The following is a 26,451-nucleotide window of genomic DNA, read 5'->3' on the forward strand; positions in this document are numbered from 1 at the left end:
TCGGGGAGCCGATCCCGGTTAACCGGGACGACCCCTCTGGCCATGAGCGTAACCCCTGTGTCGACCATTCGCCAGAAGGGGCGGGAACCATTACCGCCAGCGATCGGTCAGCACACCCAGCGCACCCAAAGCGACTGCCGCGGCGGTCGACGCGCGCAGTACGTCAGGGCCCAGTCGCACCGCGTGCGCGCCCGCCGCGATCAACGTCGACAATTCCTCGTCGGTGATGCCGCCTTCGGGTCCGACGACCAGCAGGACGTCACCCGACGCGGGCAGCGGAACCGATCCGAGGCCCGACGAAGATGATTCGTGCAAAACCAATGTCGTCGCCGACGAAGTGGCCAACCGGGCCAGCTCGGCGGTGGAGGCGGGCGCGGCGACGGAGGGCACGCGGGCGCGCCGGGCCTGCTTGGCCGCCTCGCGCGCGGTGCCGCGCCAGCGTTCGAGGGCCTTGGCGCCGCGCGGCCCGTCGTCCCACTTGGTCACGCAGCGCGAGGCCCGCCACGGCACGACGGCGTCCACGCCCGCCTCGGTGGCCAGCTCCACGGCCAGCTCGCCGCGGTCGCCCTTCACCAGGGCCTGCGCCAGGACCACGCGCACGGCGGGCTCGGGCACGGTCCAGCGCTCGACGACCTCCAGCGCCAGGGCGTCCTTCCGGGCCTCGGTGACCACGCACCGCGCCTGGTCCCCCGAACCGTCGGAGAGCACCAGCTCCTCGCCCGCGCGCAACCGGCGCACGGTGGCCGCGTGCCGCCCCTCCGGCCCGTCGAGCAGCGCCGACGGGCCGGGGGGCAGTGCGGCCACGAGGAAGACCGGCAGGGTCACCGGTGGTTGCGCCCGGAGCGCAGCCGGGAGAACAGCCCGCCGCCGCCCTTGCCGTTGTGCGCGAGGGTCGGCTCGTCCTCGCCGCGCGCCACGGCCAGCTCGCGCAGCAGCTCGGCCTGCCGGGTGTCGAGCTTGGTCGGCACCACGACCTCCAGGTGGACGTGGAGGTCGCCGCGGCCGTCGATGCGGCCGCTGGAGCGCAGCCGGGGCATGCCGCGCCCGGGCAGGACCAGCTCGGTGTTCGGCTGGGTGCCGGGCTCGATCTCCAGCTCCTCCTCGCCGTCCAGGGTCTGGAGCGGCAGCACCGCGCCCAGCGCGGCGGTGGTCATCGGGACGCGCACCGAGCAGTGCAGGTCGGCGCCGTCGCGCTCGAAGACCTCGTGCGGCACCTCCTCCACCTCGACGTACAGGTCGCCGGCCGGTCCGCCGCCCGGGCCGACCTCGCCCTGGCCCGCGAGCCGCACGCGCATGCCCTCGGCCACGCCGGCCGGGATCTGCACGGAGATGGTGCGCCGCGAGCGCACCCGGCCCTCGCCCGCGCACTGCTGGCACGGGTCGGGGATGACCTCGCCGAAGCCGCGGCACACCGGGCAGGGGCGCGCGGTGACGACCTGGCCCAGGAAGGACCGCTGCACCGACTGCACCTCCCCGCGTCCGCCGCAGGTGTCGCACCGCACCGGGGACGAGCCCTCGGCGGTGCCGCCGCCCACGCACCGGTCGCACAGGATCGCGGTGTCGACCGTCAGCTCCCGGGCGGCGCCCGCGGCGCACTCCTCCAGGGTCATCGACAGCCGGATGAGCGCGTCCGAGCCGGGCTGCACGCGGCTGCGCGGCCCGCGGCCGCTGCCGCCGCCCGCGCCGAAGAACGCGTCCATGATGTCGCCCAGCCCGAAGCCCGCGAACGGGTCGCGCACGCCCGCTCCGCCGCCGCCGGGCTCCAGCGGGTCGCCGCCCAGGTCGACGACCTGCCGCTTCTTGGGGTCCGACAGGACCTCGTAGGCGGCGGTCACCTCCTTGAAGCGCGCTTCCTCGTTGGGGTTGACGTCCGGGTGGAGCTGCCGCGCGAGCTTGCGGTAGGCGCGCTTGATCTCCTCGGGTGTCGCGTTCTTGGAGACACCGAGCGTGCCGTAGTAGTCCCTCGCCACCGTGTTTCCTCCTGCGGGCGCGTTCGGGCACGCGCTCGCTCGCTTGCGAAACGTCCTGCGGGACCGCGGTGTTCCCCCGTCGTCACCGCCCGGTCAGGATCTCACCGACGTAGTTGGCGACCGCGCGAACGGCCGCCATCGTGCCCGGGTAGTCCATCCTGGTAGGTCCCACCACTCCCATGCCGCCGAGCAGGTTGTCCCGGCTGCCGTAGCCGATGGACACGACGGAGGTGCTGCGCATCTCCGCCGCTTCGTTCTCCTCGCCGATGTGCACCAGGATCGTGCCGGGGTCGCGGGCGGCGGCCAGCAGCTTCAGCACCACGACCTGCTCCTCCAGCGCCTCCAGCACCTGGCGCAGCGAACCGGGGAAGTCTGCCACGTTCCGGGTGAGGTTCGCCGTGCCACCCAGCACCAGGCGCTCCTCGGGGTGCTCGACCAGGGATTCGATCAGCACCGTGCTGACCCGCGTCATGGCGTCGCGCAGCTCGGCCGGCGCCTGGTCGGGCAGCTCGGCGACCTCGGCCGAGGCGTCGGCGAGCCGCTTGCCGACCATGGCCGCGTTCAGCACCGACCGCATCCGGGCCACGTTCTCCTCGGTGATCACGTCGCCGAGGTCGACCGAGCGCTGGTCCACCCGGCCGGTGTCGGTGATCAGCACCAGCATCAGCCGCGCCGGTGTGATGGCCAGCACCTCCAGGTGGCGGACCGTGGAGCGGCTGAGCGTCGGGTACTGGACCACGGCGACCTGGCGGGTCAGCTGGGCGAGCAGCCGCACGCTGCGGCGCAGCACGTCGTCGAGGTCGTAAGCGCCTTCGAGGAAGCTCTGGATGGCCTTGCGCTCGGGCGACGACAGCGGCTTGAGCTCGCTCAACCGGTCGACGAACAGGCGGTAGCCCTTGTCCGTCGGCACCCGGCCCGCGCTGGTGTGGGGCTGGGTGATGTAGCCGTCCTCCTCCAGCGCGGCCATGTCGTTGCGCACGGTGGCGCTGGACACACCCAGGTTGTGGCGCTCGACGAGGGCCTTGGAACCGACCGGCTCGTGGTTGGACACGTAGTCGGCGACGATCGCGCGCAGCACGTCGAACCTGCGCTCATCGGCGTTCACCACGCGACACCTCCACCGGACCGGACTTCCTCCCCCCGAGTTTACGGAGGTGGGCGCCATCTTCGTAAAAGTCGTTCGCCTCCGGCGGGCGACCCGTGGGACAACCTCGGGTGTGCTGCTCCGGATCCAGGACAACCTGCGCGAGTCGATCAGGGCCGGCGCGGTGCGCGTCGGGCCGTTCCTCGCCCACTTCGACGCCCACAGCGACAACCCGTACCTGAACTACGCGGTGCCCGACGACGGCGCCGAACCGACCGCGGCCGAGGTGGAAGCCCTGGTCACGGCCTTCCGCGAGCGTTCGAGGACGCCCCGGCTGGAGTACCTGCGGCCCGCGGGGGCGGTGGACGCGGCGCTGGCGGCGGCCGGGTTCGAGGTGGACCAGCTGCTGCCGATGATGGCGCTCGACGAGTTGCGCGCGCCCGAGCCGCCGGCCGGGCTGGCGCTGGGTCCGGCGACCTCGGACGAGGACCTGCTGGCCGCGTCCGCGGTGCAGAACGCGGCGTTCGGGGTCGAGGGGGAGCCGGGCGAGCCGGACGTGGCGCGGCAGCGGGAGCTGCTGCGCGAGGGCGGCGTGGTGGTGCTGGCCCGGCTGGACGGCGAGCCGGTGGGCGCGGGCGCGCACACGGCGCCCAGGGACGGCCTGGCGCAGGTGGCGGGCATCGCGGTGCTGCCGGGGTTCCGGGGGCGGGGCATCGCGTCGGCGGTGTGCGCGGACCTGACCGCGCGGGTGCTCGCGGCAGGGCTGCGGCCGTTCCTGGAGACCGAACCGGACGGGAAGGTGACCCGCCTGTACGGGCCGCTGGGGTACCGGACGATCGGCGAGTCGGCCTCCACGACGCTGAAGAAGTGACGCCGGAGGAGCAGGGCGGGGCGACCGCGACGGGCGGTCCCGCCCGCACCGCCGCGCTCAGGTGAGCCTGCGCACCACCGCGTCGGCCAGCAGCCGGCCCCGGTCGGTGAGCACGCACCGCCCCGCGCCCAGCGCCGCCGGGTCGAGCAGGCCGTCCGCCGCCGCGGTCCTCGCCTCCGCCCGCCCGTCGTCGTCGAGCGCGCCCAGCGGCAGGCCGGCGGCCAGGCGCAGCTCCAGCAGCACCCGCTCCACGCGCCGGTCGTCCTCGGACAGCACCTCGCGCCCGACGGCCGGCGACGCGCCGCCGGCCAGCAGCCCCGCGTACTTCGCCGGGTGCTTGACGTTCCACCAGCGGACGCCGCCGACGTGGCTGTGCGCGCCGGGACCCGCGCCCCACCAGTCCGCGCCCCGCCAGTACAGCAGGTTGTGCCGGCACTCGGCCGCCGCGTCCGCCGCCCAGTTCGACACCTCGTACCAGCGCAAACCCTGCCCGGTCAGGGCGCGGTCCACCTGCTCGTACTTGTCGGCCAGCACGTCGTCGTCGGGCATGGGCAGCTCGCCGCGCCGCACCCGGCGGGCCAGGGCGGTGCCCTCCTCCACGATCAGCGCGTACGCCGAGACGTGGTCCACGCCCGCGTCGCGCACCGCGTCCAGCGACGCCCGCAGGTCGTCGGCGGTCTCGCCGGGCGTGCCGTAGATCAGGTCCAGGTTGACGTGGTCGAAGCCCGCCTCCCGGGCCTCCCGCGCCGCCGCGACCGGCCGGCCCGGGGTGTGGGACCGGTCGAGCACCGCGAGCACGTGCCGGGCCGCGGACTGCATCCCCAGCGACACCCTGGTGTAACCCGCGTCACGGAGGGAGCCGAAGAACGCGGGCGAGGTCGACTCCGGGTTGGCCTCCGTGGTGACCTCCGCGCCCGGCGCGAGGCCCACCGAGGCGCGCACCGCGTCCAGCACGGCGGCCAGCCCGTCGGCCCCGAGCAGCGACGGCGTGCCGCCGCCCACGAACACCGTCTCGGCCGCGGGCGGCGCGCCCAGGACCCGCGCGGCGAGGTCCAGCTCGCGCCCCAGGCCCTCCAGCCACGACTCGGGCGAGGCTGAACTGCCCAGCTCACCGGCGGTGTAGGTGTTGAAGTCGCAGTAACCGCACCGGGTCGCGCAGAAGGGCACGTGGACGTACACGCCGAACGGCCGGGAGCCCAGTCCGGCGAGGGCGGTGGCGGGCAGCGAGCCGTCGGGGGGCGCGGGATCACCGGCGGGCAGGGCGGAGGGCATGGCCTCCAGTCTCCCACCCGCGCCCCGTCTACCAGCCCATACCACCCCCGTGAGCCGCGTCCCACGATGCGGATGGAGGTGGACCACGGGGTGGACGCGTGGCACGCTGAGGCCATGACGTCGAACGGAATCCGCCTGGTGGTCCGCCGCCACGTCGACTTCCGTCGCGTTTCCAGCGCGATGTGCCGCTGTTCGGCCTGACCCGCGCCTGACCTGTAGTCACGTCGGCGTCCGGGTGCGCTGACGAGACCCCCACCGCGGCTCGCCCCGGGACTCGCACGCGCCCAGCGCCCCGAATCCCCGGAGGACGAGGATGGTCCCCCCGACGACCTCGGCGAGCAAGCCGCCTCGCGCCAAGCAGCGCCGAGGTGAGGGGCAGTGGGCGCTGGGTTACCGCGAGCCGCTGAACCCGAACGAGCGGAGCAAGAAGGACGACAACCCGCTCAACGTGCGGGCGCGGATCGAGAACATCTACGCCCACGGTGGCTTCGACTCCATCGACCCGGCCGACCTGCGCGGCCGTTTCCGCTGGTACGGGCTCTACACCCAGCGCAAGCCCGGCATCGACGGCGGCCGCACGGCCACCCTGGAGCCGGAGGAGCTGGACGACGAGTACTTCATGCTGCGCGTCCGCATCGACGGCGGCCGGCTCACCACGTCGCAGCTCGCGCTGATCGGCGAGCTGTCCCAGACCTACGCCCGCGACACCGCCGACATCACCGACCGGCAGAACGTCCAGTACCACTGGATCCGCGTCGAGGACGTCCCGACGATCTGGCAGAAGCTGGAGGCCGCGGGGCTGACCACGATGGAGGCCTGCGGCGACAGCCCGCGCGTGATCCTCGGCTCACCGGTCGCGGGCATCGCCGAGGACGAGGTGGTCGACGGCACGCCCGCGATCGACGAGATCCTGCGCCGCTACATCGGCGACCCGCGCTACTCGAACCTGCCGCGCAAGTTCAAGACCGCGATCTCGGGCCTGCCGGACGTGGCGCACGAGATCCACGACGTGGCCTTCGTCGGCGTCGACCACCCCGAGCACGGCCCCGGCTTCGACGTGTGGGTCGGCGGCGGCCTGTCCACCAACCCGATGATCGGCAAGCGGCTGGGCGCGTGGGTGCCGCCGGACGAGGTGCCGGACGTGTGGGAGGGCGTGATCGCGGTCTTCCGCGACTACGGCTACCGCCGGCTGCGGCACCGGGCGCGGATCAAGTTCCTGGTCGCCGACTGGGGCCCGGAGAAGTTCCGCGAGGTCCTGGAGACCGAGTACCTGAAGCGGGAGCTGCTCGACGGCCCCGCGCCCGAGGTGCCCGACGTGCCGCGCGACCACATCGGCGTGCACCGGCAGAAGGACGGCCTGTACTACGTCGGCGCCGCGCCCATCGCCGGCCGGGTGTCCGGTTCGACGCTGGTCGAGGTCGCCAAGGTGGTCGAGCGGGCCGGGTCCGGCCGGGTCCGGCTGACCCCGCAGCAGAAGCTGGTCGTGCTGGACGTGCCGGAGGGCGAGGTCAAGGCCCTCCAGGCCGACCTGGCCAAGCTGGGCCTCCAGACCGAGCCGTCGCCGTGGCGGCGGGGCGTCATGGCGTGCACCGGCATCGAGTTCTGCAAGCTCGCCATCGTCGAGACCAAGGCCCGCGCGGTGGAGCTGGTGTCGGCGCTGGAGACGCGGTTGGCCGACGTCGTCGCCGGTGTCACCGCGCCCGTCTCGGTGCACATCAACGGCTGCCCGAACTCGTGCGCCCGCATCCAGACCGCGGACATCGGTCTCAAGGGACAGATCGTCACCGACGCCGACGGCAACCAGGTCGAGGGCTTCCAGGTGCACCTGGGCGGCGGCCTGGGCCTGGACGCCGGGTTCGGCCGCAAGCTGCGCGGCCACAAGGTCACCGCGGACGAGCTGTCGGACTACGTCGAGCGGGTGGTGCGCAACTTCGTGGCACAGCGCGAGCCCGACGAGCGGTTCGCGCAGTGGGTCACCCGCGCCGACGAGGACGCGTTGCGATGAGCGGGGTCGCGACTCCCCCGGCGACCGAGCCGCCGTCCCCGGAGGAGCGGCCGTGAGCGAGCGGGCCACGCCCTTCTACTGCCCCTACTGCGGGGACGAAGACCTCCGCCCCGAGGAGGAGCCGGCCTACTCGTGGCTGTGCGCCTCCTGCCGCCGCGTGTTCACGGTCAAGTTCGTGGGACTCAACCTTCCACAGAAGGAGGTGCAGCGGTGACCGCCCCCACCAGGGTCGACGAGTTGAAGGTGATCGCCGAGGCCGCCGCGGTCGAACTGGCGGACGCCAGTGCCGAGGAGGCGTTGGCCTGGACCGCCCGCACGTTCGGCGACAGCTTCGTCGTCGCGTCGAACATGCAGGACGCCGTGCTGATCGACCTGGCCACCAAGGTCAAGCCGGACATCTCCGTGCTGTTCCTGGAGACCGGCTACCACTTCGCCGAGACCGTCGGCGTGCGCGACGCCGTCGAGCTGGTCTACCCCGGGGTGCGGATGGTCAACGCCGCCGCCGAGCAGTCCGTGGCCGACCAGGAGGCGGAGTTCGGCCTGCTGCACCGGACGGACCCCGCCCGGTGCTGCGAGCTGCGCAAGGTGGTGCCGCTGCGGCGCGAGCTGGCCAAGTACGACGCGTGGGTGACCGGCGTGCGCCGGGTCGACGCGCCGACGCGCGCCGGCACGCCGGTCGTCCAGTGGGACGAGCGCAACGGCCTGGTGAAGGTCAACCCGATCGCGCCGTGGTCCGACGACCAGTTCAACGGCTACCTCCGCGAGCACGGGATCCTGGAGAACCTGCTGGTCCAGCAGGGTTACCCGTCGATCGGCTGCGCGCCGTGCACGGCGAAGCCGCTGCCGGGGCAGGACGCGCGCAGCGGCCGGTGGGCCGGGCTCGCCAAGACGGAATGCGGGTTGCACGGATGACGACCACCACGACGCCGACCACCACCGCGACGCCGACCACGGCGCTGAACGCGCTGGACCGCCTGGAGTCCGAGGCGATCCACATCTTCCGCGAGGTCGCGGGCGAGTTCGACCGGCCGGTGATCCTGTTCTCCGGCGGCAAGGACTCCACGCTCCTGCTGCACCTGGCGATCAAGGCGTTCTGGCCCGCGCCGGTGCCGTTCCCGCTGCTGCACGTGGACACCGGGCACAACTTCGACGAGGTCATCGAGTTCCGCGACCGCGTCGTGGCCCGGCACGGGCTGCGCCTGGAGGTCGCCGCGGTCCAGGACTACCTCGACGACGGCCGGCTCACCGAGCGCCCCGACGGCACGCGCAACCCGCTCCAGACCGTGCCGCTGCTCGACGCCATCACCACCCACCGGTTCGACGCGGTGTTCGGCGGCGGGCGCCGCGACGAGGAGCGGGCCCGCGCCAAGGAGCGGATCTTCAGCCTGCGCAACGCGTTCGGCCAGTGGGAGCCGCGGCGGCAGCGCCCCGAGCTGTGGAACCTCTACAACGGCCGCCACCGCCCCGGCGAGCACGTGCGCGTGTTCCCGCTGTCCAACTGGACCGAGCTGGACGTGTGGCACTACATCGCCCGCGAGGGCATCGAGCTGCCGTCGATCTACTACGCCCACCGCCGCGAGGTGTACCTGCGCGACGGGATGTGGCTGGCCGAGGGGCCGTGGGGCGGCCCGCGCGACGGCGAGGCGAAGGTCGAGAAGACCGTCCGCTACCGGACCGTCGGCGACGGGTCGTGCACCGGCGCGGTCGAGTCCGACGCCTCCGACATCGAGGCCGTCATCGCCGAGGTGGCCGCCTCGCGGCTCACCGAGCGCGGCGCGACGCGCGCGGACGACCGGCTGTCCGAGGCCGCCATGGAGGACCGCAAGCGGGAGGGCTACTTCTAGATGAGCGACCTGTTGAGGCTCGCCACGGCGGGCAGCGTCGACGACGGCAAGTCCACCCTGGTCGGGCGGCTGCTGTACGACACCAAGTCGGTGCTGGCCGACACCCTGGACGCGGTGCACCGGGCCAGCGCCGACCGCGGCCTGGCGACCCCCGACCTGTCGCTGCTGGTCGACGGCCTGCGCTCGGAGCGCGAGCAGGGCATCACCATCGACGTCGCCTACCGCTACTTCGCCACGCCGAAGCGCTCGTTCGTGCTGGCCGACACGCCGGGCCACGTGCAGTACACCCGCAACACGGTGACCGGCGCGTCCACCGCGCAGCTCGGCGTGCTGCTGGTCGACGCCCGCAAGGGCGTGATCGAGCAGACCCGCCGGCACGCGGCCGTGCTCGCGCTGCTCGGCGTGCCGCGCCTGGTGCTCGCGGTGAACAAGATCGACCTGGTCGACTTCGACGAGGTGACCTTCTCCCGCATCGCCAAGGAGTTCACCGCGCACGCCACCGCGCTGGGCTTCGCCGAGGACGCCGTGGTGGAGATCCCGGTGTCGGCGCTGGCCGGCGACAACGTCGTGGAGCGCTCCGGGCGCACGCCCTGGTACGGGGGCCCGACGCTGCTGGAGCACCTGGAGACCGTGCCGGTCGAGCCCGACCCGCACGACGCGCCGTTCCGCTTCCCGGTGCAGTACGTGATCCGGCCGCGCACCGCCGAGCACCCCGACTACCGCGGCTACGCGGGCCTGGTCGCGGCGGGCACCGTGCGCGTGGGCGACGAGGTCGCCGTGCTGCCGAACGGGCTGCGCACGACCGTCACCGGCATCGACACCGCGGACGGCCCGCTGGACGAGGCCGCCGCGGGCCGGTCGGTGACCCTGCTGCTGGAGCACGACCTGGACATCTCGCGCGGCGACCTGATCGCCGCCGCGGCCGTGCCGCCGACCGTGACCGACGAGCTGGACGCCACCGTGTGCTGGCTGTCGGAGAAGCCGCTCGCGCCCGGCGCGCGCGTGCTGGTCAAGCACGGCACGCGCACCGTGCAGGCGATCGTCACCCGGCTGCGGACCCGGTTCGACGAGCAGCGCCTCGCCAGCACCGACGCGCCCGGCTCGCTGGGCCTCAACGAGATCGGCCAGGTGAACCTGCGCACGGCCGAGCCCATCCCCGTCGACGACTACGCGCGCCACCGGCGCACCGGTTCGTTCCTGGTCATCGACGCCGCCGACGGCAGCACGCTGGCGGCGGGCCTCGTCGGCGCGCCGCTGCCCGAGCTGGACGACGACGCGGTCGGGCGGGACGGCCACGCCCTCGTCTCCCCCGGCCCCTGAGAGGTCCACGACCGTGAGCACACGACGCCGGTTCCTCGGCACGTCGCTGGCGGCGCTCGTCGCCCTCGCCGCGCCGACCGGGTGTTCCCGGATCGACCGCGGCGAGGGCGCGCCGGCGCGGGACCTGGGCGCCGCGGCCGAGGTCCGCCTCGGCTACTTCCCCAACGTCACGCACGCGTCCGCGCTGATCGGCGTCGACGAGGGCCTGTTCGCCCGGGAGCTCGGCGGCGCCGCGCTCACCACCCAGACCTTCAACGCCGGGCCCGACGCGGTCAACGCGCTGCTGGGCAGCTCGCTGGACGTGGCCTACCTGGGCTCGGGTCCCGCGATCAACGCCTACGCCAAGTCGAACGGCGAGGCGGTCCGGCTGATCGCGGGCGCCGTGTCCGGCGGCGCCCAGCTCGTGGTCAAGGCGGGCATCGGCTCGGCCGCCGACCTCAGGGGCAAGGTCGTCACGACGCCCCAGCTGGGCAACACCCAGGACGTGGCGTTGAAGAAGTGGCTGGCCGACCAGGGCCTGCCCGCCGGCCCGGACCCGAACCAGGTCGTCGTGACCAACGCGGAGAACTCCAAGTCGCTGGACCTGTTCCGGCGGGGCGACGTGCACGCCGCGTGGGCGCCGGAGCCGTGGTCGTCGCGGCTGGTGCTGGAGGCGGGCGCGGAGGTGCTGCTGGACGAGGCGGAGCTGTGGGACGGCGGCCGGTTCCCGACCACCGTGCTGCTGGTGCGCACCAGGTTCCTCCAGGAGCACCCGCAAACGGTTGCGGCGCTGCTGCGCGGCCACCTGGCGGCCACCGACCTCGCACTGTCCGACGAGGCGAGGGCGAAGCGGGTCGTCAACGCCGCGCTGGAGCGCCTCACCGGCAAGGCGCTGGACGGGCGGGTGCTCGACCGCGCGTTCGACCACATCGAGCTGACACCGGACCCGCTGGCCGGGACCTTCCCGCGACTGGCGCGGGACGCCGTCACCGCGGGCGTGGCGGACCGGGCCGCGAACGTGGCCGGGCTCGCCGACCTCGCGCTGCTGAACGAGGTGCTCACCGCGGCGGGCAGACCGACCGTGGACACCGCCGGGCTGGACGAGAAGTGACCCGAGGGAAGGCAGGCACGCCATGACCGCCACGCTGGAGAACACCCCGGCGGTGTCCGATGTGGACGCCGCGGTGACGCTGTCCGGGGTGCGCAAGGCCTTCGGCCACGGCGCCTCGACCGTCGTCGCGCTCGACGGCGTCGACCTGCGGGTCGCGCCGGGCGAGTTCGTGTGCCTGCTCGGCGCGTCCGGCTGCGGCAAGTCGACCCTGCTGAACCTGGTCGCCGGGCTGGACGCGCCCACCTCGGGCAGCATCGAGCTGACCACCTCGCGGCCCGCGGTGATGTTCCAGGAGGCCGCGCTCATGCCGTGGCTGACCGCGACGCGCAACGTGGAGCTGCCGCTGCGGCTCGCGGGCGTCAAGCGCGGCCCGCGCCGCGAGAAGGCGGACGAGCTGCTGTCGCTGGTGCGGCTCGACGGCGCCGGGCACAAGCGGCCCCACGAGCTGTCCGGCGGCATGAGGCAGCGCGTGGCCCTGGCCCGCGCCCTGGCCTCCACCCTCGGCAGCGCCGGGGACGACCGCGGCGGCCTGCTGCTGATGGACGAGCCGTTCGCCGCGCTGGACGCCATCACCCGCGACGTGCTCCAGGCGGAGCTGGTGCGGGTGTGGCGGGAGACCGGGACCGCGATCGTGTTCGTCACCCACGACGTGCGCGAGGCCGTGCGGCTGGGCCAGCGGGTGGTGCTGCTGTCGTCGCGACCGGGCCGCGTGGTGCGCGAGTGGGACACCACCGGCGACGACGAGGCCGAGCTGATCGGCGACGTCACGAGCCGGCTGCGCGAGGTGATCAGCGGTCATGCCGCGGCTTGACACGGACCTCGCCGCCGTCGGCGCGGGCCTGGACGCGCTCGACGCGCCGTCGCGGGAGCAGCGGCCCTCGCTGCGCAGGCGGTTCCTGCGCACCACCCTGCCGCCGCTGATCGCGCTCGGCCTGCTGGTCGCGGTGTGGCAGGCGCTGTGGGCGCTGGCGTTCTGGCCGGAGTACCAGCTGCCGTCGCCCGGCGCGGTGTGGGCCGAGGTGGTCGAGGCGGTCCGGACGGGCCGCGCCGCCGAGGTGCTGTGGACCTCGGTGCACCGGGCGGTGCTGGGCTTCCTCACCGCCGTGGTGATCGCCACGCCGCTGGGCCTGCTCATCGCCAAGGTGCGCGTGGTGCGGGCGGCCATCGGCTCGCTGCTGACGGGCCTCCAGTCGTTGCCGTCGGTGGCGTGGGTGCCCGCGGGCATCCTGTGGTTCGGCGCCACCCCGACCACCATCTACTTCGTGGTGCTGATGGGCTCGGTCCCGTCGATCGCCAACGGCCTGGTGTCCGGCGTGGACCAGATCCCGCCGCTGCTGCCGCGGGTCGGGCAGGCCCTGGGCGCGGGTCGCCTGGCGGCGGCCCGCCACATCCTGCTGCCCGCCGCGCTGCCCGGCTACCTGGCCGGGTTGAAGCAGGGCTGGGCGTTCTCGTGGCGGTCGCTGATGGCGGCGGAGATCATCGCCACCTCGCCGCAGCTAGGGGAGGGCCTGGGCCAGTACCTGCACAACGGCTCCTCGTTGAACGACATCTCCGTGGTGATCGCGGCGATCTTCCTGATCCTGCTGGTCGGCGTGGGCATCGAGCTGCTGGTGTTCCGGCCCCTGGAGCGCGCCGTGCTGCGGTCGCGCGGTCTGTCGGGCGCGCTGTGACCGCGCTGGTGGCGGTGGCGCACGGCAGCCGGGACCCCCGGTCGGCGGCGACCGTGCACGAGCTGCTGGACGTGGTGCGGGCGCTGCGGCCGTCGCTGGACGTGCGGGCCTCGTTCCTGGACCTGTCGGCGCCGCTGCTGGGCGACGTGCTGCGGTCGGCGCGCGCGGACGGCCACCGCTCGGCCGTGGTCGTGCCGCTGCTGCTGGGCAAGGCGTTCCACGCGCGGGTCGACGTGCCGGGCGCGGTGGCCGAGGCCGCGTCCCCCGGCCTGGACGTGGCGATCGCCGACGTGCTGGGCCCGGACCCGAGGCTGGAGTCGGCCGCCCTGCGGCGGCTGGCGTCGGTGGGCGTGCGCTCGGGCGACAGGTCCCTGGGCGTGGTCCTGGCGGGCGCGGGCTCCTCGCACGCCCCGGCCAACGCGCTGGTCTCGTCGATCGCGGCCAGGTGGGCGGCGGGCTCGGGCTGGGCGGGCGTGGAGGCGGCCTTCGCCGCGTCCGCCTCGCCGGACGTGCCGACCGCGGTGGAGCGGCTGCGGGCGCGGGGCGCGCGGCGCATCGCCGTGGCGTCGTGGTTCCTGGCGCCGGGCCTCCTGCCGGACCGCGTGGCCCGGCTGGCGGGCGGGGACGCGGTGGTCGCCCCACCACTGGGCCCGGACCCGGAGGTGGCGGAACTGGTCCTGCACCGCTACGCGAGCGCCCTCACCCCACTGGCCCGCACGGCTTGAGGACCCGGTTCCGGAAACGCGATCGAGCGCGTTCCCGGTACGGCGAAGAAATCGATTGTCGGTAGGATTCGACGTTCAGGACGCCGATGGCTCTCCGTCGGCGGAAATCTTCGCACAAGCCGGTTGGAATATCACAGCGTGCCCACGGAAGAGCGCGACGAGGACGAGTCCGGGACGTCGAACCACCTGAGTGGTTCGGTTGGTGGCGCAGCGGCCCAAACGGGAGATGTGCACGGCGACGTCGCGCTGTACAACCTCCGCGTGGGAGGTGACGTCCACGTGCGGATGTCACCGTGGTCCCCCGTGGTCCTCATCGTGGCGGTGTTGGTGGTCGCCGCGGTGGTCGTGAGCCTGACGAGCGGTCGTCCCTGGTCGACGGTCTTCACCCTCCTCGCCGCGGAGTCGGTCGTGTACGCGGCCATCGCGCGGCGTCCCGCCGCGACCGGCCGAGCGGTCAGGCTCGCGCTCCTCCTGACGATCCCGGTCCTGCTGGCGCTCTCCCTGGCCCTGCCCGTGAGCCGCACCGCCGCGCTGGAAGACCTGTTCGGCGTCGTGCCCCCAGGCGGGGAGGCGGAGATCATCCAGGTGACGCCCTCCACCGACGAGGACACCGAACGCCTGACCGTCAGGATCAGGAACGACCTCGCGGACCCCCTGCCCCTGGGGGACCTCCACGTCGTGGCCCGCTCGGCCGTGGGAGGGATGTGGGTGGACATGGGCGCGGACAAGTGGCATTTCACGATCGACGAGACCGTGGACGTCGAAACCGGCTTTTCGACCGATGGCGCGCGAATGCGCGGTCGGGTGGCGGTCGACGGCTCCGAATTCACCCTGCCGCTGGTGGGATCCGGTTTCACCACGGTCAGGGGAGGCTGGGAACGGCAACTGGCCTTTTCCACGGGCGCGCTCGTGCCACCGGACACCGTGTCCACCCTGGTGATCGACATACCGATGAACCTCACCGTTCGGCAACAGGGCTCGGCGATCGCCGGGACGCAGGAGAGGACGATGCGGTTCGCCGACAGCGCACGCGGGCAGTTCACCGTCCACGTCGGGCTCGGCACACCCACCGGGAACATCGGCGGGTGTTTCTCGGAGATCTCCTCGGCGGAGGAGAAGGAGAAGGTCTGCGAAGAACTCCGCGACCGCGCCGGGAGGCGTTGAGCAGCGGCGTTCACCCCCGGTCCCGCTCGTCCTCCTCCAGCGCCTCCACCAGCCGCTCCATCACGCCCAGCGCGGTGCGCAGGTCGGCCGGGTCCACCCGCGCCGAGATGCGGTTGGTGAACGCGTGCTGCGCCTCGGTCAGCCCGCGCACCGCCGCGTAGCCCGCCTCGGTCGGCCGCAGCAGCTTGGCGCGCTTGTGCGCCGGGTTCGGCAGGTACTCGGCCAGCCCCTTGTCCACCAGCAGGTCGGCGATGCGCTGCACGCTCTGCCTGGTCAGGCTCATCGCGCGGGCGATGCCGGACACCGGCAGCGGCTCCCGCAGCACCGCGCCGAGCACCTGCCACCACGCCGCGGTGAGGCCGACCGGCGCGGTCATCACCTCCGCGGCCGCCAGGAAGCCGCCGTACAGGCGGAACGTGCGCATGATGACCTCGGTCAGCACGTCCCCGGCTTCGGTGCGCGGCTCGCCCGCGCCGCCGAGGGGGGTCACGCCGCCGCCAACCTGCCGAACCACGCCGGGTCGCCGGTGCGGTGCAGGCCGTACCAGGCCTCCAGGACCTCCTCCGGGTACAGGTCCAGCTCGGCGAAGACCTCCCGGGCGAACTCCAGCGGCGACGCGCCGCCCGCGGTGACCACGCCGCGGTCGCGCACGGCCCGGTCGGCGGAGAACAGGCCGGCCCCGGCGTAGTCGCCCAGCTCCTCCACCGCGTTGCCGGTGTGCCGCCGGTCGTCCAGCAGGCCCTCCGCGGCCAGGCCCGCCACCGCTCCGCAGATGCCGGCCACCGGCACGCCCGCGTCGACCCAGCGGCGGGCGGCCCGGCCGAACTCCGCCAACCCGCCCGTCGCCCAGGCCTCCGCGCCGGGCAGGACGAGCAGGGCGCTGTCCGCCGGGTCCGCGTCGGCCAGGACGAGGTCGGGCACGACCCGCAGGCCGCCGGCCGTGGTCACCGGCTCGGGCCCGGCGCCGACCGCCCGCACCCGGAAGCGGCCGGGTTCCCGCTGGAACGCCGGATCGTTGACCCCGGCCGCCACGTACCCGAACTCCCAGTCGGCCAGGCCGTCGTACACCGCGAGGTGGATCGTCTTCATGACAGCATCCTGTCATTTTGACAGCACACTGTCAATCAGCTCCCGGCCGTAGAGTGCGGCCCATGGCAGAAGAGCTGGTCCACTACGAGGTGCGGCGTGGCATCGCGACGATCACGCTGGACTCCCCCCGCAACCGCAACGCCCTGTCCCGGCAGCTGCGCGCCGAGCTGACCGCGCACCTGGACACCGCGACGGCCGACGACGCCGTGCGGGTGGTCGTGCTGAGCCACACCGGACCGGTGTTCTGCTCGGGCATGGACCTCAAGGAGGCGGGCGGCGCGAGCGCCGACCAGCAGGGCGTCAACGAGTTCCCCGCGATCCTGGAACGGCTGTGGACCAGCCCCAAGCCCGTGGTCGCCCGCCTGGCGGGCCCGGCCCGCGCGGGCGGCGTCGGCCTGGTCGCCGCGTGCGACATCGCGGTCGCGGCGGACACCGCCACGTTCGCGTTCAGCGAGGTCCGCATCGGCGTGGTGCCCGCGGTCATCTCGGTGACCGTGCTGCCCCGCCTGCTGCCCCGCGCCGCGCACGAGCTGTTCCTGACCGGTGAGACGTTCACCGCGCCGCGCGCCGCGGCCATCGGCTTGATCAACTCCGCGGTGCCCGCGGACCGGCTGGACGACGAGGTCGCCCGCTACACCGACATGCTCGCGCTGGGCGCGCCCGGTGCGCTGGCCGCCACCAAGCTGATGCTGCGCGAACCCCGGTCGAACGACCTGGGCGTGGTGTTCGCCGACATGCTGGAGCTGTCCGCGCGGCACTTCGGCGGCCCCGAGGGCCAGGAGGGCATCGCCGCGTTCGCGGCCAAGCGCAAGCCGTCCTGGGCGCCGGAGTAGCCGGGGCTCAGCCGGGGCGGACCAGGGTCAGCCGGCGGTCGCCCGCCTCCCTGGTCCGCGCCACCGCGTCCCGCACCACGGCCTCGACCTCGGCGTCCCCGCCCTCCCAGACCAGCACGTGCTCGCCCTCGGGCAGCCACGACAGGTCGGTCAGGCTGTCGTACAGGGCGTCCAGGTTGTGGCCGAACCAGTCGGGGAAGCCCATCGCCTCGGCGATCGCGGCGATGGCGTCCCGCCGGTCGCGCGCGCCCGCCCGCACCCGGTGCAGGTAGGCGGTCACCGGGTCACGTCCACCACGACGAACGACGCGTAGTGGTCGCCGGTGTAGAACACCTCGTCGGCCGAGCCGGTCACCAGGCGCCGCGCGCCGCGGTCGTCGCTGCCGGGTGTGGGCACGGTGTACTCCCGGTAGTGGTCGGGGCCTTGCGCGGGCAGCCGCTCCTCTCGGTTCTGGAACGTCGCGCCGTCGTTGCGCGGGTACGGGAACGGCCCGCCGCGCTCGATCAGCTCCCAGGTCTCGCGGGCCTGCGCGGGCAGGTCCGACAGCTCCTCGACCGGCAGCCCGGAGGACGCGCCCGGCACCCCCGCCGAGGTCGGTCCCGGGTCCGTGCCGGTCACGTCCTTCGCGAAGTAGCCGACCACGACCAGCGCGATCAGCCCCAGCAGGGCGACGGTCAGGCGACGAGCGGGAGTCACGCCCCCGAGCCTACGAACCGCCGCCCGCGTCCGTCTCGCCGGGCTGGGCGGGCGGCACCTTGGGCACCGGGTTGAACCTGGTCGAGGCGTTGTCCACGACCCGGTCGATCAGCCGGGCCGCGCCCAGGCACAGCGGCAGCAGCACGGCCATGAGCAGGGCGAACTGGAACGGGAAGGGCAGCTGCGCCATCCACAGCTCCACCCCGTCCCACCACTGCTGGAAGGCTTCCACCACGACACCGAGCCTAGTCGGGTGACGCGCTTCACCGCACGCGGATCGCTACCAGTCGGTAAGTTGCCCGCATGTTCGCCGTCTACGCAGCCGAGCCGAGCCCGCAAGACCCGATCGCCGCCCTGCGCGTGGGCGAACGGCCGGAGCCGGAGGTCCCGCCGGGCTGGGTGGAGGTGGCGGTGAGGTCGGCCAGCCTGAACATGCACGACCTGTGGACGCTGCGCGGCGTCGGCATCAAGGCCGACCGGTTCCCGATGACCCTGGGCTGCGACGGCGCGGGCGTGCTGGAGGACGGGACCGAGGTCGTGCTGCACTCGGTGATCGGCGACCCGGACTGGTCCGGCGACGAGACCCTCGACCCCGGCCGCACCCTGCTGACCGAGAAGCACCAGGGCACGTTCGCCGACCACGTCGTCGTCCCGGCCCGCAACGCGCTGCCCAAGCCCGCCGGGCTGAGCTTCGCCGAGGCGGCCTGCATGGGCACGGCGTGGCTGACCGCGTACCGGATGCTGTTCGTGAAGTCGGGCCTGCGCCCCGGTCAGACCATGCTCGTCCAGGGCGCCTCGGGCGGCGTGGCCACGGCGCTGGTCCAGCTGGGCCGCGCGGCGGGCTTCCGGGTGTGGGTGACGGGCCGCACCGAGGAGAAGCGGGCGCTGGCCGCGAGCCTGGGCGCGCACGAGACGTTCGAGTCCGGCGCCCGCCTGCCGGAGCGGGTGGACGCCGTGTTCGAGACCGTGGGCAAGGCCACCTGGTCGCACTCGATGAAGTCGCTCAAGCCGGGCGGGATCGTCGTCATCTCGGGCGCGACCAGCGGCGACGCCACGGCCGCCGAACTCCAGCGGCTGTTCTTCCTCCAGCTGCGCGTGGTCGGCTCGACCATGGGCACCCGGGAGGAGTTGGGCGACCTCCTGTCGTTCTGCGACCTGAACGGCCTGCGCCCGCAGATCGGCGCGGAACTGCCGTTCGAACGAGCCGAAGAGGGCTTCCGCGCCATGCTCGACGGCGAAACCGCGGGCAAGATCGTGTTCAGCCGCTAGAGCCTGTCCTCAGCAGGTCCAGCAGCACCTCGGGATCCTGCGCGCCCGCGACCCCGCGACGCCCCACCACGAACGTGGGAACCGACCGCACACCGATGGCGACGCCCTCGGCCAGCTCCTCGTTCAGGCGCTCGGCCAGGGCGTCGTCGTCGAGCGCGCCCGCCGCCCCGGTCAACCCCGCCTCCTCCGCCAGCGCCACGAGCACCCCGCGGTCGCCGACATCCGCACCTTCGGTGAAGTGGGCGCGGAAGAACCGCTCACCCACCGCGGCCTGCACCCCTTGGTCGCGGGCCGCCAGCAGGAGCCGGTGGGCGTCGAACGTGTTCGCCTCGACCTGCTTGCCCAGGTCGTAGGCAAGCCCCTCGGCCGCGGCCACCTCCGTCACGCGGCGCTGCGCCTCCCGCGCGCCCTCGGCGCCCATCTTCTCGGCCAACACGTCGACCATCGGCCGCCCGCTGTTCTTCGCGTCCGCCTGGAGCTGGAACGGCCGCCACACCACGGTCACCGGTTCCCCGTCCCACTGCCCCAGCGCGCGCTCCAGCTTGCGCTTGCCGATGTAGCACCAGGGACAGACCACGTCGGACCACACGTCGAGTCGCACGAACCGGACAACCCTCCGCGAAGCGCCGTTGTTCCCCGGCTCAACCATCCGACCGCACAAGAACCCACTCCTCCAGTGGTGCGATCGGACAAACCCGAGGAGAGTCGACGCGCGTACGGTTCGCTCGCACAAGACCACCGAGGGAGCTGGGATGACTGTGCCGCAAGGCAAAGAAGGCCTGGGGCGGGGCAGCGGCGTGTTCCGCCGCAAGCCCATCGAGCAGATAGGCGACGAGAAGACCGCGCTGACCCGCACGCTGGGGCTGTGGCAGCTCACCGCGATCGGCATCGGCGGCATCATCGGCGCGGGCATCTTCTCGCTCGCCGGTGCCGTGGCGAACAAGACGGCCGGGCCCGCCGTGCTGATCTCGTTCCTCGTCGCGGGCATCGCGAGCGCCGCCGCCGCGTTCTCCTACGCCGAGTTCGCTGGCCTCATCCCCCGGGCCGGGTCCGCCTACACCTACGGCTACGCCGTGCTCGGCGAGATCGTCGGCTGGTTCATCGGCTGGGACCTGTTGCTGGAGTACACCGCGATCGTGGCCGTGGTGGCGATCGGCATCAGCGGCTACTTCAACGAGTTGCTGAACCTGCTCGGCATCGACCTGCCGGTGTGGATGCTCGGCGCGCCCGGCACGGAGACCGGTGACGTGGCCGCGGGCAGCTACAAGGTGAACCTGTTCGCCGTGCTGCTGTGCCTGCTGATCGCGTTCGTGCTCAACACCGGCATGAAGAACGCGGCCCGCTTCGAGACCGTCCTGGTGTACCTGAAGGTCGCCGTGGTGCTGCTGGTGATCGTGGTCGGCGCGTTCCACATCAACACCGACAACTACAACCCGTTCTTCCCGTTCGGCTGGGCCGGCGCGTTCACCGGCGCCGCCACGGTGTTCTTCGCGGTGTTCGGCTACGACGCGATGAGCACGGCGGCCGAGGAGTCCAAGGACTCCCAGCGGCACATGCCCAGGGCCATCATCTACTCGCTGGCCGTCTCCATGGTGCTCTACGTGCTGGCGTGCCTGGTGCTGACCGGCATGGTCAACTACCAGGACGTCGACGCCGAGAGCGCGTTCGCCTCCGCGTTCGCCGACATCGGCCTGCCCGCGCTGGGCATCGTCATCTCGGTCGGCGCGGTGCTGGGCATCACCACCGTGCTGTTCACGTTCCTGATGGGCGCGGCGCGCGTGGGCTACTCGATGTCCCGCGACGGCCTGCTGCCGGGCTGGTTCGCCAAGACCCACCCGGTCAAGCGCGTGCCGACGCGCATCACGTGGGTGCTGGGCATAGCGTCCGCGGTCATCGCGGGCTTCCTGCCCATCGCCGAGGCCGCGGAGCTGACCAACATCGGCATCCTGCTGGCGTTCGTGGTCGTGTGCATCGCGGTGATCGTGCTGCGGTACAAGCAGCCCGACCTGCCGCGCACGTTCAAGACGCCCGGCATGCCGGTCGTGCCGATCATCGGCGTGGTGTTCTCGCTGTGGCTGATCACCTTCCTGGCGCCCGAGACGTGGCTGCGGTTCGGGGCCTGGTTCGCGATCGGCCTGGTGGTCTACTTCGCCTACGGCAAGCGGAAGTCAGTCCTCAACCGACAGGACTGACGAGCACCACGAGCCGACGACGTCGGCGAGCACGGCCATCGGCAGCGGGCCGCACCGCAGCACCTGGTCGTGGAAGGCCCGGATGTCGAAGCGGTCGCCCAGGCGGCGCTCGGCCTCACCGCGCAGGCGCTGGATCTCCAGCCGCCCCACCATGTAGGACAGCGCCTGCGCGGGGTTCTCGGTGTACCGGTCGACCTCGGAGAAGATGTCGACGTCCGGCATGACCGCGTTGGCGCGCAGGTAGTCCACGGCCTGCTGCCGGGACCAGCCCAGCGCGTGCAGGCCGGTGTCCACCACCAGCCGCGCGGCGCGCAGCGAGTCCCCCGACAGCATCCCCAGCCGCGCCACGTCGTCGCTGTAGAGGCCCATCTCGTCGGCCAGGCGCTCGGTGTAGAGCGCCCAGCCCTCCAGGTAGGCCTCGATGGACGCGAAGCGGCGCAGCAGCGGCAGGTCGTCCAGCTGCTGCGCCAACGCGATCTGGAAGTGGTGGCCGGGCACGCCCTCGTGGAACGCGGTGGACTCGGCGCTGAACCGGTCGCGCTGCTCGGCGAGGTGCGTGTTGACGAAGTAGGTGCCCGGCCGGGAGCCGTCCAGCGCCGGGTCCAGGTAGTAGGCCAACGGCGCGTTGGGCGCCTCGGCCTCCGGGACCTCCTCCACCGCGCACCGCGCGTCGGGCAGCGTGCCGAACCAGTCGGCGGCGGCCTCCTCGGCGCGGGCGATGGTGCGCCTGGCCAGGGTGAGCATGTCCTCGGCGTCGCGCCAGCGCAGGTCCGGGTCGGCGAGCAGGCGGGCCCGCACCTCGGCGGCGGTCACCGGGCCGAACACGCGCGCACCGATCTCCTCGTACTCCCGGTCCAGCGCCTCGATCAGCTCCCGGCCGACGCGGTGCAGCTCGTCGGGGGTGTGGTCGGTCGTGGTGTACGCGCGGACCAGCGCCGGGTAGACCCGGTCGCCGCCGGGCAGCCAGCACAGGCCGGGGTGGTCCTCGTCGCGGCCCCGGTCGAGGACCTCGGCGGCCAGGAAGTCGCGGTAGCGGGCGAGAGCGGGGCGCACGGCGCGGTCGAGCAGCTCGGCGCACTCCGCGGCCAACGGCGTGCCCGCCACCGGCGCGCACAGCGGGTCCTCGCGCCCGGCCAGGTAGCGGTCGACGCGGGCGATGGCGGAGGCCACCAGGTGCCGGACCGGGCGGCGGTCCGACTCCCGCTGCCGGCGGGCGAGGGCGTCGAGGTAGCCGGGCAGCGCGGCCAGCCGGGTCAGGTAGGCGCGGCGCGCGTCGTCGTCGCCGGGCAGGACCAGCGGTAACGCGCCGAGCAGCACCACCACCGGCGCGTTGAGGCCCTCGGCGTGGGTGTGCTCGACCAGGTTCGCGTCGAGGAGGTGCGCCAGGCTCCACGCCTGCTGCTCCACCACCGCCCGGGTCACCGGGTCGTCGTCGCCGATCCCGGCGCGGCGGGCGATGTCCTCGGCCCGGTCGCGCAACGCACGCTCGCCGTCTGCGCTCGGGTCCGGCAGCCGGTCGTCCCAGCCGGGCAGGCCGCGCAGGGTCGCCGTCACCGGGTCGGCGTCCAGCACCAGGGTCAGCAGCTCGTCGGCCAGCTCGCGCGCGGTGGTCACGCCGACATTCTCCGGTGCTACCCCGGCGGGATGCGCGTGTTCGCGACGGAAAGGGCTTGGCGCGCTTCGGCGAGCAGCCGCGCCACGACCTCGGCGGCCGGGGCCGGTCGGACCAGCGGGTAGGTCTGCCCGGCCCACAACGACATCAGCTCCGGGTCGCCGGTCGCGCGCACCGGCTTGGTCAGGTGGTGGACCTCCGGGTAGGCGGCGGGCGCGTGGTCGGCGTTCTCGGTGAGGAACCGGTTGACCAGGCCGCGCGCCGGGCGCCCGCTGAACGCCCTGGTCAACGCCGTGCGCCGGGTGCCCTCGGCGAGGGCCTGGCGGTGGGCGGGCGACGTGCCGGCCTCCGGGGTGGGCAGGAACGCGGTGCCTAGCTGGGCGGCCACCGCGCCCGCCGTGATCACCGCGGCGACGTCCGCGCCGTGCACCAGGCCGCCGGCGGCGATCAGCGGCAGGTTCACCCGGTCGCGGACCAGGCGCAGCGCGGCCAGCACGCCGAACAGCTCGCCGCCGCCGGGCGAGACGCCGTCGTCGGCGAACGTGCCGCGGTGGCCGCCCGCGTCGCTGCCCTGGACGCACAGGGCGTCGGCGCCGATCCGGTCGGCCTGCTCGGCCTCCCGCGGCGTGGTGACGGTGGCCACGACGGTGGCGCCCGCGGCGTGCAGGCGGTCGACGTCGGCGGCGGTGGGCAGGCCGAAGGTGAACGAGACGACCGGCACGCGCAGCGCCATCAGCAGTTCGAGCTTGGCGTCGTAGGAGTCGTCGTCCCAGCGGGGTTCGCCGGGCTCGGTCGGCGACTGCTCGCGGACGCGCTCCCGGTAGCCCTTGACGTCCGCGGTGGAGCGCGGGCCGGGCACGAACAGGTTGACGCCGAAGGGCCGGTCGGTGAGCGCGGTGGTGGCGCCGACCTGCTCGGCGACCGCCTCGACGGACTGGTAGCCGGCGGCCAGGAAACCCAGGCCGCCCGCGCGGCCGACCTCGGCCACGAGTTCGGGGGTGGACGCCCCGCCGGCCATCGGCGCGGCGATGACGGGAACTTCCAGTCGGTCGAACATGAGCCACCCTAACCCCGGTCGCGGCGGGGTGGTCCGGGGAGCGCGGCCCGCGGTGCCCGGCTGGAGAACTCGGGGCGCCTGGGCGGAGGGCTCGGGGTGCCCGACTGGAGGACACGCGATGCCCGAGCGGACGACACGCGATGCCTGAGTGGAGGACACGCGGGGCCGTCCCTCCCGTGCCGCTGCGGGAGGGACGGCTTCCCCCCGCGCTACGGCAGGGTGTCCAGGTGCGGGGCCACCGCGTTGGCGAACTGCCAGTTGTTGGAGGCGTCCCAGTTGATCGACCACGTCATCGCGCCGCGGATGCCGGGCCACGTCTGCGAGGGCTTGAACGAGCCGCAGTTCGTGCCCTTGGCCAGGCAGTTGAGCGCCGCGTTGACGTTGGCGGGCGACTGGTAGCCGCCGCCCGCGCCGGACGGCGAGGCGGGCAGGCCCAGGCCGACCTGGTCGGGCCGCAGGCCGTTCTGGAGCTGGACGCACGCCAGCGCCACCAGGAAGTCCACCGTGCCCTGGGCGTAGACCTTCTGGTCGCAGCCGAGCATGGTGCCGGAGTTGTAGAACTGCATGTTGACGACCGTGAGGATGTCCTTCACGGCCAGCGCCAGCTTGAAGTACTCCTGGCCGGTGGACTGCATGTCGATGGTCTGCGGCGCCATCGCGATGACCTTGCCGCCGGCCGCGTGGATGCTGCGCAGCGCGGGCGCCATGTAGGTGGCGTTGACGCCGTTCTCCAGGTCGATGTCCACGCCGTCGAAGCCGTACTCGGAAATCAGCGACTTGACGCTGTTGGCGAAGGCGTTGGACGCGGCGGTGTCGCCGACCCAGATGGTGCCCTTCTCACCGCCGACCGAGATGATCACCTTCTGGCCGCGGGACTGGAGGGTCCGGATGTCGGCCTTGAACTGGGCGTCGGTGTAGCCGCCGAGCTTGCTCGACAGCGTCGGGTCCAGGGTGAAGTCGACCGCGCCGCGCGTCGCGGCCACGGCGTCGGCGAACGCGACGGCCACGACGTCGTAGGTGCGGGGCACGTCGGCCAGCTTGAGCAGCCGCGAGCCGTTGTCGAAGTTGTGCCAGTAGCCGGTGAGGATGTGCTTGGGCAGCGACGGGTCCGGCTGGTTGCTCGTCGTGGTCGTCGTCGTGGTGGTGGTCGTCGTCGTGGTGCTCGTGGTCGTGCTCGTGCTGGTGGTCGTGCTGGTCGGCGGGGTGCCCGGACCGTCGAGGCTGATGTCGTCGGCGTAGAAGGTCGGCTGGCCGTACCAGCCGTGCACGTAGACCGTGACGCTCGTGCTCGCGCCGGTGGTGAAGTCCAGGCTGAGCCGGCCGAAGCCGGCCGAGCCCGGCGTCCAGGTGCTCTTGTCGCCGCTGCCGGTGCCGGTCACACCGAGGTAGACGTAGCTGCCCTGCACCCACGCGCTCAGGTTGTAGGCGGTGTTGGCCCGCACGGTGATCGTCTGCGAGCAGCGGGCCTGGTCCTGGCCCGCCGGGGTGCCCGCGAGCGCGTGCGAGCCGCTGCGCTTGGTCGTGGACACCACGCTCGTCGCGCCGCTGCACGTCCAGCCGCTGGTGTTGCCGCTGTCGAAACCGGGGTTGGCGACCAGGTTGGCCGCCGACGCGCTGCCCGCGACCACCAGGGTCAGGCCGGCGACCGCCAGCACGCCCGCCAGCACCGCGCCCAGGGCGCGTCTCGTCCTCGAAGCCACGTGCACCTCCACGTTCTCATCGGCGGCCTTGCCCAGCTCAGGTGACGCGGGCCACTCGAAAATGGACTAGACCAATGGCACTTGTCAAGGGTGTGACCATGGTCTGGTGACCTTTACCGTTGACGACGCGATCCGGATCGCGCGCGCCGCCCACGAGGGCCAGGTCGACAAGTCCGGCCACCCCTACATCGGCCACCCGCTGCGCGTGATGGGCCGGGTGTCCGGTGAGCACGCGCGCATGGCGGCCGTGCTGCACGACGTCGTCGAGGACACTTCCGTCACAGCGGACGACCTGCTGGCGGCCGGGTGCCCGCCCGAGGTGGTGCGGACCGTGCTGGCACTGACCCACGGCGACGGCGAGCCCCGGGAGGAGTACCTGGCGCGGGTGCTGGCCGACCCGGTGGCGGTCGTGGTCAAGCGCGCGGACATCGCCGACAACACGTCGCCGCCCCGGCTGGCCGTGCTCGACCAGGCCACCCAGGACCGGCTGCAGGCCAAGTACGCCAAGGCGCTGGACATCCTCGACCGGGACGGGTGACACCACCGTTACCCGCGCAACACGCACGGCGCGTGATCGACCAGCACCGGTGACAGTTGCGGCGGACGTCACTCCAAAATCAACTGCGCAAGGCCCTGACGTGCGGCATCATGGAGGTGAACCGATACAGAGAGAGCGACCTGAAAGGCGATATGACCAACCCTCTGAGTACCGTTCGCACGTACTTCGCCACGCGGCGCGCGATCCGCAAGCGGGAAGCGGAACTCGAGCGCGAGCTGGCCCACTACAACACCCCCAGCGCCCGGATGGACATGGAGGCGATCCTCGCCCGCCACTCCACCCCGCAGGCCAGGGAGCTGGAGGAGATCCTCCGCCGGCACGTGCCGGCAGGCGTGCTCCGCTACCACGGCTGAGCACCGCCGTTCCACCGAGGACCTTCAGGACAGGGACGTCCTGGAGGTCCTTTCGTCATCCCGGGAACATATGCGA

General features: G+C 73.2%; 29 protein-coding genes. 16 read left to right on the forward strand and 13 right to left on the reverse strand.

Features of this window, described 5'->3' with window-relative positions; all coding sequences use genetic code 11:
- Nucleotides 1–90: 90 nt before the first annotated feature.
- The 3 genes from ABD223_RS14020 to hrcA form a co-directional block, all read right to left on the reverse strand.
- A complete protein-coding gene (locus ABD223_RS14020) occupies nucleotides 91–825 on the reverse strand; it encodes a 16S rRNA (uracil(1498)-N(3))-methyltransferase (RefSeq protein ID WP_344036596.1) in 735 nt (244 codons plus the stop codon).
- A complete protein-coding gene (dnaJ, locus tag ABD223_RS14025; protein ID WP_344036597.1) occupies nucleotides 822–1,970 on the reverse strand; it encodes a molecular chaperone DnaJ in 1,149 nt (382 codons plus the stop codon). The genes ABD223_RS14020 and dnaJ overlap by 4 nt, the downstream gene beginning before the upstream one ends.
- 82 nt (nucleotides 1,971–2,052) lie before the next feature.
- On the reverse strand, nucleotides 2,053–3,078 hold the full coding sequence (hrcA, locus tag ABD223_RS14030; protein WP_344036598.1) for a heat-inducible transcriptional repressor HrcA: 1,026 nt from the start codon (nucleotides 3,076–3,078) through the stop codon (nucleotides 2,053–2,055).
- Between the two features lie 109 nt (nucleotides 3,079–3,187).
- Here hrcA and ABD223_RS14035 point away from each other — a divergent pair, with 109 nt between their 5' ends.
- Entirely contained in the window at nucleotides 3,188–3,925 is a 738-nt protein-coding gene (locus ABD223_RS14035) for a GNAT family N-acetyltransferase (RefSeq protein WP_344036599.1), read from the forward strand.
- 57 nt (nucleotides 3,926–3,982) lie between these two features.
- On the opposite strand, the gene hemW is transcribed toward ABD223_RS14035, so the two are convergent.
- A complete protein-coding gene (hemW, locus tag ABD223_RS14040; protein WP_344036600.1) occupies nucleotides 3,983–5,197 on the reverse strand; it encodes a radical SAM family heme chaperone HemW in 1,215 nt (404 codons plus the stop codon).
- A gap of 313 nt (nucleotides 5,198–5,510) precedes the next feature.
- On the opposite strand from hemW, the gene ABD223_RS14045 reads away from it, so the two are divergent.
- The 10 genes from ABD223_RS14045 to ABD223_RS14090 all read left to right on the forward strand — a co-directional run bounded on the left by ABD223_RS14045 (nucleotide 5,511) and on the right by ABD223_RS14090 (nucleotide 15,015).
- Nucleotides 5,511–7,202, forward strand: a complete 1,692-nt coding sequence (locus tag ABD223_RS14045) for a nitrite/sulfite reductase (protein ID WP_344036601.1) — start codon at nucleotides 5,511–5,513, stop codon at nucleotides 7,200–7,202.
- A gap of 52 nt (nucleotides 7,203–7,254) precedes the next feature.
- Nucleotides 7,255–7,416 (forward strand): Insertion element protein, encoded by a 162-nt coding sequence (locus ABD223_RS14050; protein ID WP_344036602.1) that lies wholly within the window; start codon nucleotides 7,255–7,257, stop codon nucleotides 7,414–7,416.
- A complete protein-coding gene (locus ABD223_RS14055; protein WP_344036604.1) occupies nucleotides 7,413–8,114 on the forward strand; it encodes a phosphoadenylyl-sulfate reductase in 702 nt (233 codons plus the stop codon). Before ABD223_RS14050 ends, ABD223_RS14055 begins: the two co-directional genes overlap by 4 nt.
- A complete protein-coding gene (gene cysD / locus ABD223_RS14060; protein WP_344036605.1) occupies nucleotides 8,111–9,046 on the forward strand; it encodes a sulfate adenylyltransferase subunit CysD in 936 nt (311 codons plus the stop codon). The genes ABD223_RS14055 and cysD overlap by 4 nt, the downstream gene beginning before the upstream one ends.
- Nucleotides 9,047–10,366, forward strand: coding sequence for a sulfate adenylyltransferase subunit 1 (locus tag ABD223_RS14065; RefSeq protein ID WP_344036606.1), 1,320 nt, complete (start codon nucleotides 9,047–9,049; stop codon nucleotides 10,364–10,366).
- A gap of 13 nt (nucleotides 10,367–10,379) precedes the next feature.
- Entirely contained in the window at nucleotides 10,380–11,456 is a 1,077-nt protein-coding gene (locus ABD223_RS14070) for an ABC transporter substrate-binding protein (RefSeq protein WP_344036607.1), read from the forward strand.
- 22 nt (nucleotides 11,457–11,478) lie between these two features.
- Nucleotides 11,479–12,267: an ABC transporter ATP-binding protein gene (locus ABD223_RS14075; RefSeq protein ID WP_344036608.1), complete on the forward strand. Its 789-nt coding sequence runs from the start codon at nucleotides 11,479–11,481 to the stop codon at nucleotides 12,265–12,267.
- Complete coding sequence (locus ABD223_RS14080) at nucleotides 12,254–13,126, forward strand: ABC transporter permease (RefSeq protein WP_344036609.1); 873 nt, start codon at nucleotides 12,254–12,256, stop codon at nucleotides 13,124–13,126. The genes ABD223_RS14075 and ABD223_RS14080 overlap by 14 nt, the downstream gene beginning before the upstream one ends.
- Nucleotides 13,123–13,851: a sirohydrochlorin chelatase gene (locus ABD223_RS14085; RefSeq protein ID WP_344036610.1), complete on the forward strand. Its 729-nt coding sequence runs from the start codon at nucleotides 13,123–13,125 to the stop codon at nucleotides 13,849–13,851. The genes ABD223_RS14080 and ABD223_RS14085 overlap by 4 nt, the downstream gene beginning before the upstream one ends.
- 303 nt (nucleotides 13,852–14,154) lie before the next feature.
- Nucleotides 14,155–15,015, forward strand: coding sequence for a hypothetical protein (locus ABD223_RS14090; protein ID WP_344036612.1), 861 nt, complete (start codon nucleotides 14,155–14,157; stop codon nucleotides 15,013–15,015).
- A gap of 10 nt (nucleotides 15,016–15,025) precedes the next feature.
- On the opposite strand, the gene ABD223_RS14095 is transcribed toward ABD223_RS14090, so the two are convergent.
- Nucleotides 15,026–15,505, reverse strand: coding sequence for a MarR family winged helix-turn-helix transcriptional regulator (locus ABD223_RS14095; RefSeq protein WP_344036613.1), 480 nt, complete (start codon nucleotides 15,503–15,505; stop codon nucleotides 15,026–15,028).
- Nucleotides 15,502–16,104, reverse strand: a complete 603-nt coding sequence (locus ABD223_RS14100) for a DJ-1/PfpI family protein (protein ID WP_344036614.1) — start codon at nucleotides 16,102–16,104, stop codon at nucleotides 15,502–15,504. Before ABD223_RS14100 ends, ABD223_RS14095 begins: the two co-directional genes overlap by 4 nt.
- A gap of 62 nt (nucleotides 16,105–16,166) precedes the next feature.
- On the opposite strand from ABD223_RS14100, the gene ABD223_RS14105 reads away from it, so the two are divergent.
- Entirely contained in the window at nucleotides 16,167–16,937 is a 771-nt protein-coding gene (locus tag ABD223_RS14105; protein ID WP_344036615.1) for an enoyl-CoA hydratase-related protein, read from the forward strand.
- Nucleotides 16,938–16,944: 7 nt separating this feature from the next.
- Here ABD223_RS14105 and ABD223_RS14110 read toward each other — a convergent pair whose 3' ends face one another.
- The 3 genes from ABD223_RS14110 to ABD223_RS14120 are packed head-to-tail and all read right to left on the reverse strand — an operon-like array spanning nucleotide 16,945 to nucleotide 17,865.
- Nucleotides 16,945–17,217, reverse strand: a complete 273-nt coding sequence (locus ABD223_RS14110; protein ID WP_344036616.1) for a barstar family protein — start codon at nucleotides 17,215–17,217, stop codon at nucleotides 16,945–16,947.
- Complete coding sequence (locus tag ABD223_RS14115) at nucleotides 17,214–17,633, reverse strand: guanyl-specific ribonuclease (protein WP_344036618.1); 420 nt, start codon at nucleotides 17,631–17,633, stop codon at nucleotides 17,214–17,216. Before ABD223_RS14115 ends, ABD223_RS14110 begins: the two co-directional genes overlap by 4 nt.
- A gap of 10 nt (nucleotides 17,634–17,643) precedes the next feature.
- Complete coding sequence (locus ABD223_RS14120) at nucleotides 17,644–17,865, reverse strand: hypothetical protein (RefSeq protein WP_380646084.1); 222 nt, start codon at nucleotides 17,863–17,865, stop codon at nucleotides 17,644–17,646.
- Nucleotides 17,866–17,936: 71 nt separating this feature from the next.
- Between ABD223_RS14120 and ABD223_RS14125 the strand changes: the two genes are divergently transcribed.
- Nucleotides 17,937–18,902, forward strand: a complete 966-nt coding sequence (locus ABD223_RS14125; RefSeq protein WP_344036620.1) for a quinone oxidoreductase family protein — start codon at nucleotides 17,937–17,939, stop codon at nucleotides 18,900–18,902.
- Here ABD223_RS14125 and ABD223_RS14130 read toward each other — a convergent pair.
- Nucleotides 18,892–19,503: a DsbA family oxidoreductase gene (locus ABD223_RS14130; protein ID WP_344036622.1), complete on the reverse strand. Its 612-nt coding sequence runs from the start codon at nucleotides 19,501–19,503 to the stop codon at nucleotides 18,892–18,894. The two genes, ABD223_RS14125 and ABD223_RS14130, sit on opposite strands and share 11 nt — an antisense overlap.
- Before the next feature lie 151 nt (nucleotides 19,504–19,654).
- On the opposite strand from ABD223_RS14130, the gene ABD223_RS14135 reads away from it, so the two are divergent.
- Nucleotides 19,655–21,094, forward strand: coding sequence for an amino acid permease (locus tag ABD223_RS14135; protein WP_344036623.1), 1,440 nt, complete (start codon nucleotides 19,655–19,657; stop codon nucleotides 21,092–21,094).
- On the opposite strand, the gene ABD223_RS14140 is transcribed toward ABD223_RS14135, so the two are convergent.
- From ABD223_RS14140 to ABD223_RS14150, 3 genes are all read right to left on the reverse strand, one after another.
- Nucleotides 21,071–22,708: a DUF885 domain-containing protein gene (locus ABD223_RS14140; protein WP_344036624.1), complete on the reverse strand. Its 1,638-nt coding sequence runs from the start codon at nucleotides 22,706–22,708 to the stop codon at nucleotides 21,071–21,073. The two genes, ABD223_RS14135 and ABD223_RS14140, sit on opposite strands and share 24 nt — an antisense overlap.
- A 17-nt stretch (nucleotides 22,709–22,725) precedes the next feature.
- Nucleotides 22,726–23,763 (reverse strand): NAD(P)H-dependent flavin oxidoreductase, encoded by a 1,038-nt coding sequence (locus ABD223_RS14145; RefSeq protein WP_344036625.1) that lies wholly within the window; start codon nucleotides 23,761–23,763, stop codon nucleotides 22,726–22,728.
- A gap of 209 nt (nucleotides 23,764–23,972) precedes the next feature.
- Entirely contained in the window at nucleotides 23,973–25,463 is a 1,491-nt protein-coding gene (locus ABD223_RS14150; RefSeq protein WP_344036626.1) for a chitinase, read from the reverse strand.
- Nucleotides 25,464–25,569: 106 nt separating this feature from the next.
- Between ABD223_RS14150 and ABD223_RS14155 the strand changes: the two genes are divergently transcribed.
- Entirely contained in the window at nucleotides 25,570–26,001 is a 432-nt protein-coding gene (locus ABD223_RS14155) for an HD domain-containing protein (RefSeq protein ID WP_344036627.1), read from the forward strand.
- A 152-nt stretch (nucleotides 26,002–26,153) separates the two neighbouring features.
- Nucleotides 26,154–26,375 (forward strand): hypothetical protein, encoded by a 222-nt coding sequence (locus ABD223_RS14160; protein ID WP_344036628.1) that lies wholly within the window; start codon nucleotides 26,154–26,156, stop codon nucleotides 26,373–26,375.
- The last annotated feature ends 76 nt before the right edge of the window (nucleotides 26,376–26,451 follow it).

It is taken from the genome of Saccharothrix xinjiangensis (genome assembly GCF_039527585.1).
Taxonomy (GTDB): domain Bacteria; phylum Actinomycetota; class Actinomycetes; order Mycobacteriales; family Pseudonocardiaceae; genus Actinosynnema; species Actinosynnema xinjiangensis.

Coding starts and splice junctions, on each gene's coding strand:
- hemW (WP_344036600.1), bottom strand. CDS start 5,197: ATGCCCTCCGCCCTGCCCGCCGGTGATCCCGCGCCCCCCGACGGCTCG.
- ABD223_RS14045 (WP_344036601.1), top strand. CDS start 5,511: ATGGTCCCCCCGACGACCTCGGCGAGCAAGCCGCCTCGCGCCAAGCAG.
- cysD (WP_344036605.1), top strand. CDS start 8,111: ATGACGACCACCACGACGCCGACCACCACCGCGACGCCGACCACGGCG.
- ABD223_RS14065 (WP_344036606.1), top strand. CDS start 9,047: ATGAGCGACCTGTTGAGGCTCGCCACGGCGGGCAGCGTCGACGACGGC.
- ABD223_RS14075 (WP_344036608.1), top strand. CDS start 11,479: ATGACCGCCACGCTGGAGAACACCCCGGCGGTGTCCGATGTGGACGCC.
- ABD223_RS14080 (WP_344036609.1), top strand. CDS start 12,254: ATGCCGCGGCTTGACACGGACCTCGCCGCCGTCGGCGCGGGCCTGGAC.
- ABD223_RS14100 (WP_344036614.1), bottom strand. CDS start 16,104: ATGAAGACGATCCACCTCGCGGTGTACGACGGCCTGGCCGACTGGGAG.
- ABD223_RS14105 (WP_344036615.1), top strand. CDS start 16,167: ATGGCAGAAGAGCTGGTCCACTACGAGGTGCGGCGTGGCATCGCGACG.
- ABD223_RS14125 (WP_344036620.1), top strand. CDS start 17,937: ATGTTCGCCGTCTACGCAGCCGAGCCGAGCCCGCAAGACCCGATCGCC.
- ABD223_RS14135 (WP_344036623.1), top strand. CDS start 19,655: ATGACTGTGCCGCAAGGCAAAGAAGGCCTGGGGCGGGGCAGCGGCGTG.
- ABD223_RS14145 (WP_344036625.1), bottom strand. CDS start 23,763: ATGTTCGACCGACTGGAAGTTCCCGTCATCGCCGCGCCGATGGCCGGC.
- ABD223_RS14160 (WP_344036628.1), top strand. CDS start 26,154: ATGACCAACCCTCTGAGTACCGTTCGCACGTACTTCGCCACGCGGCGC.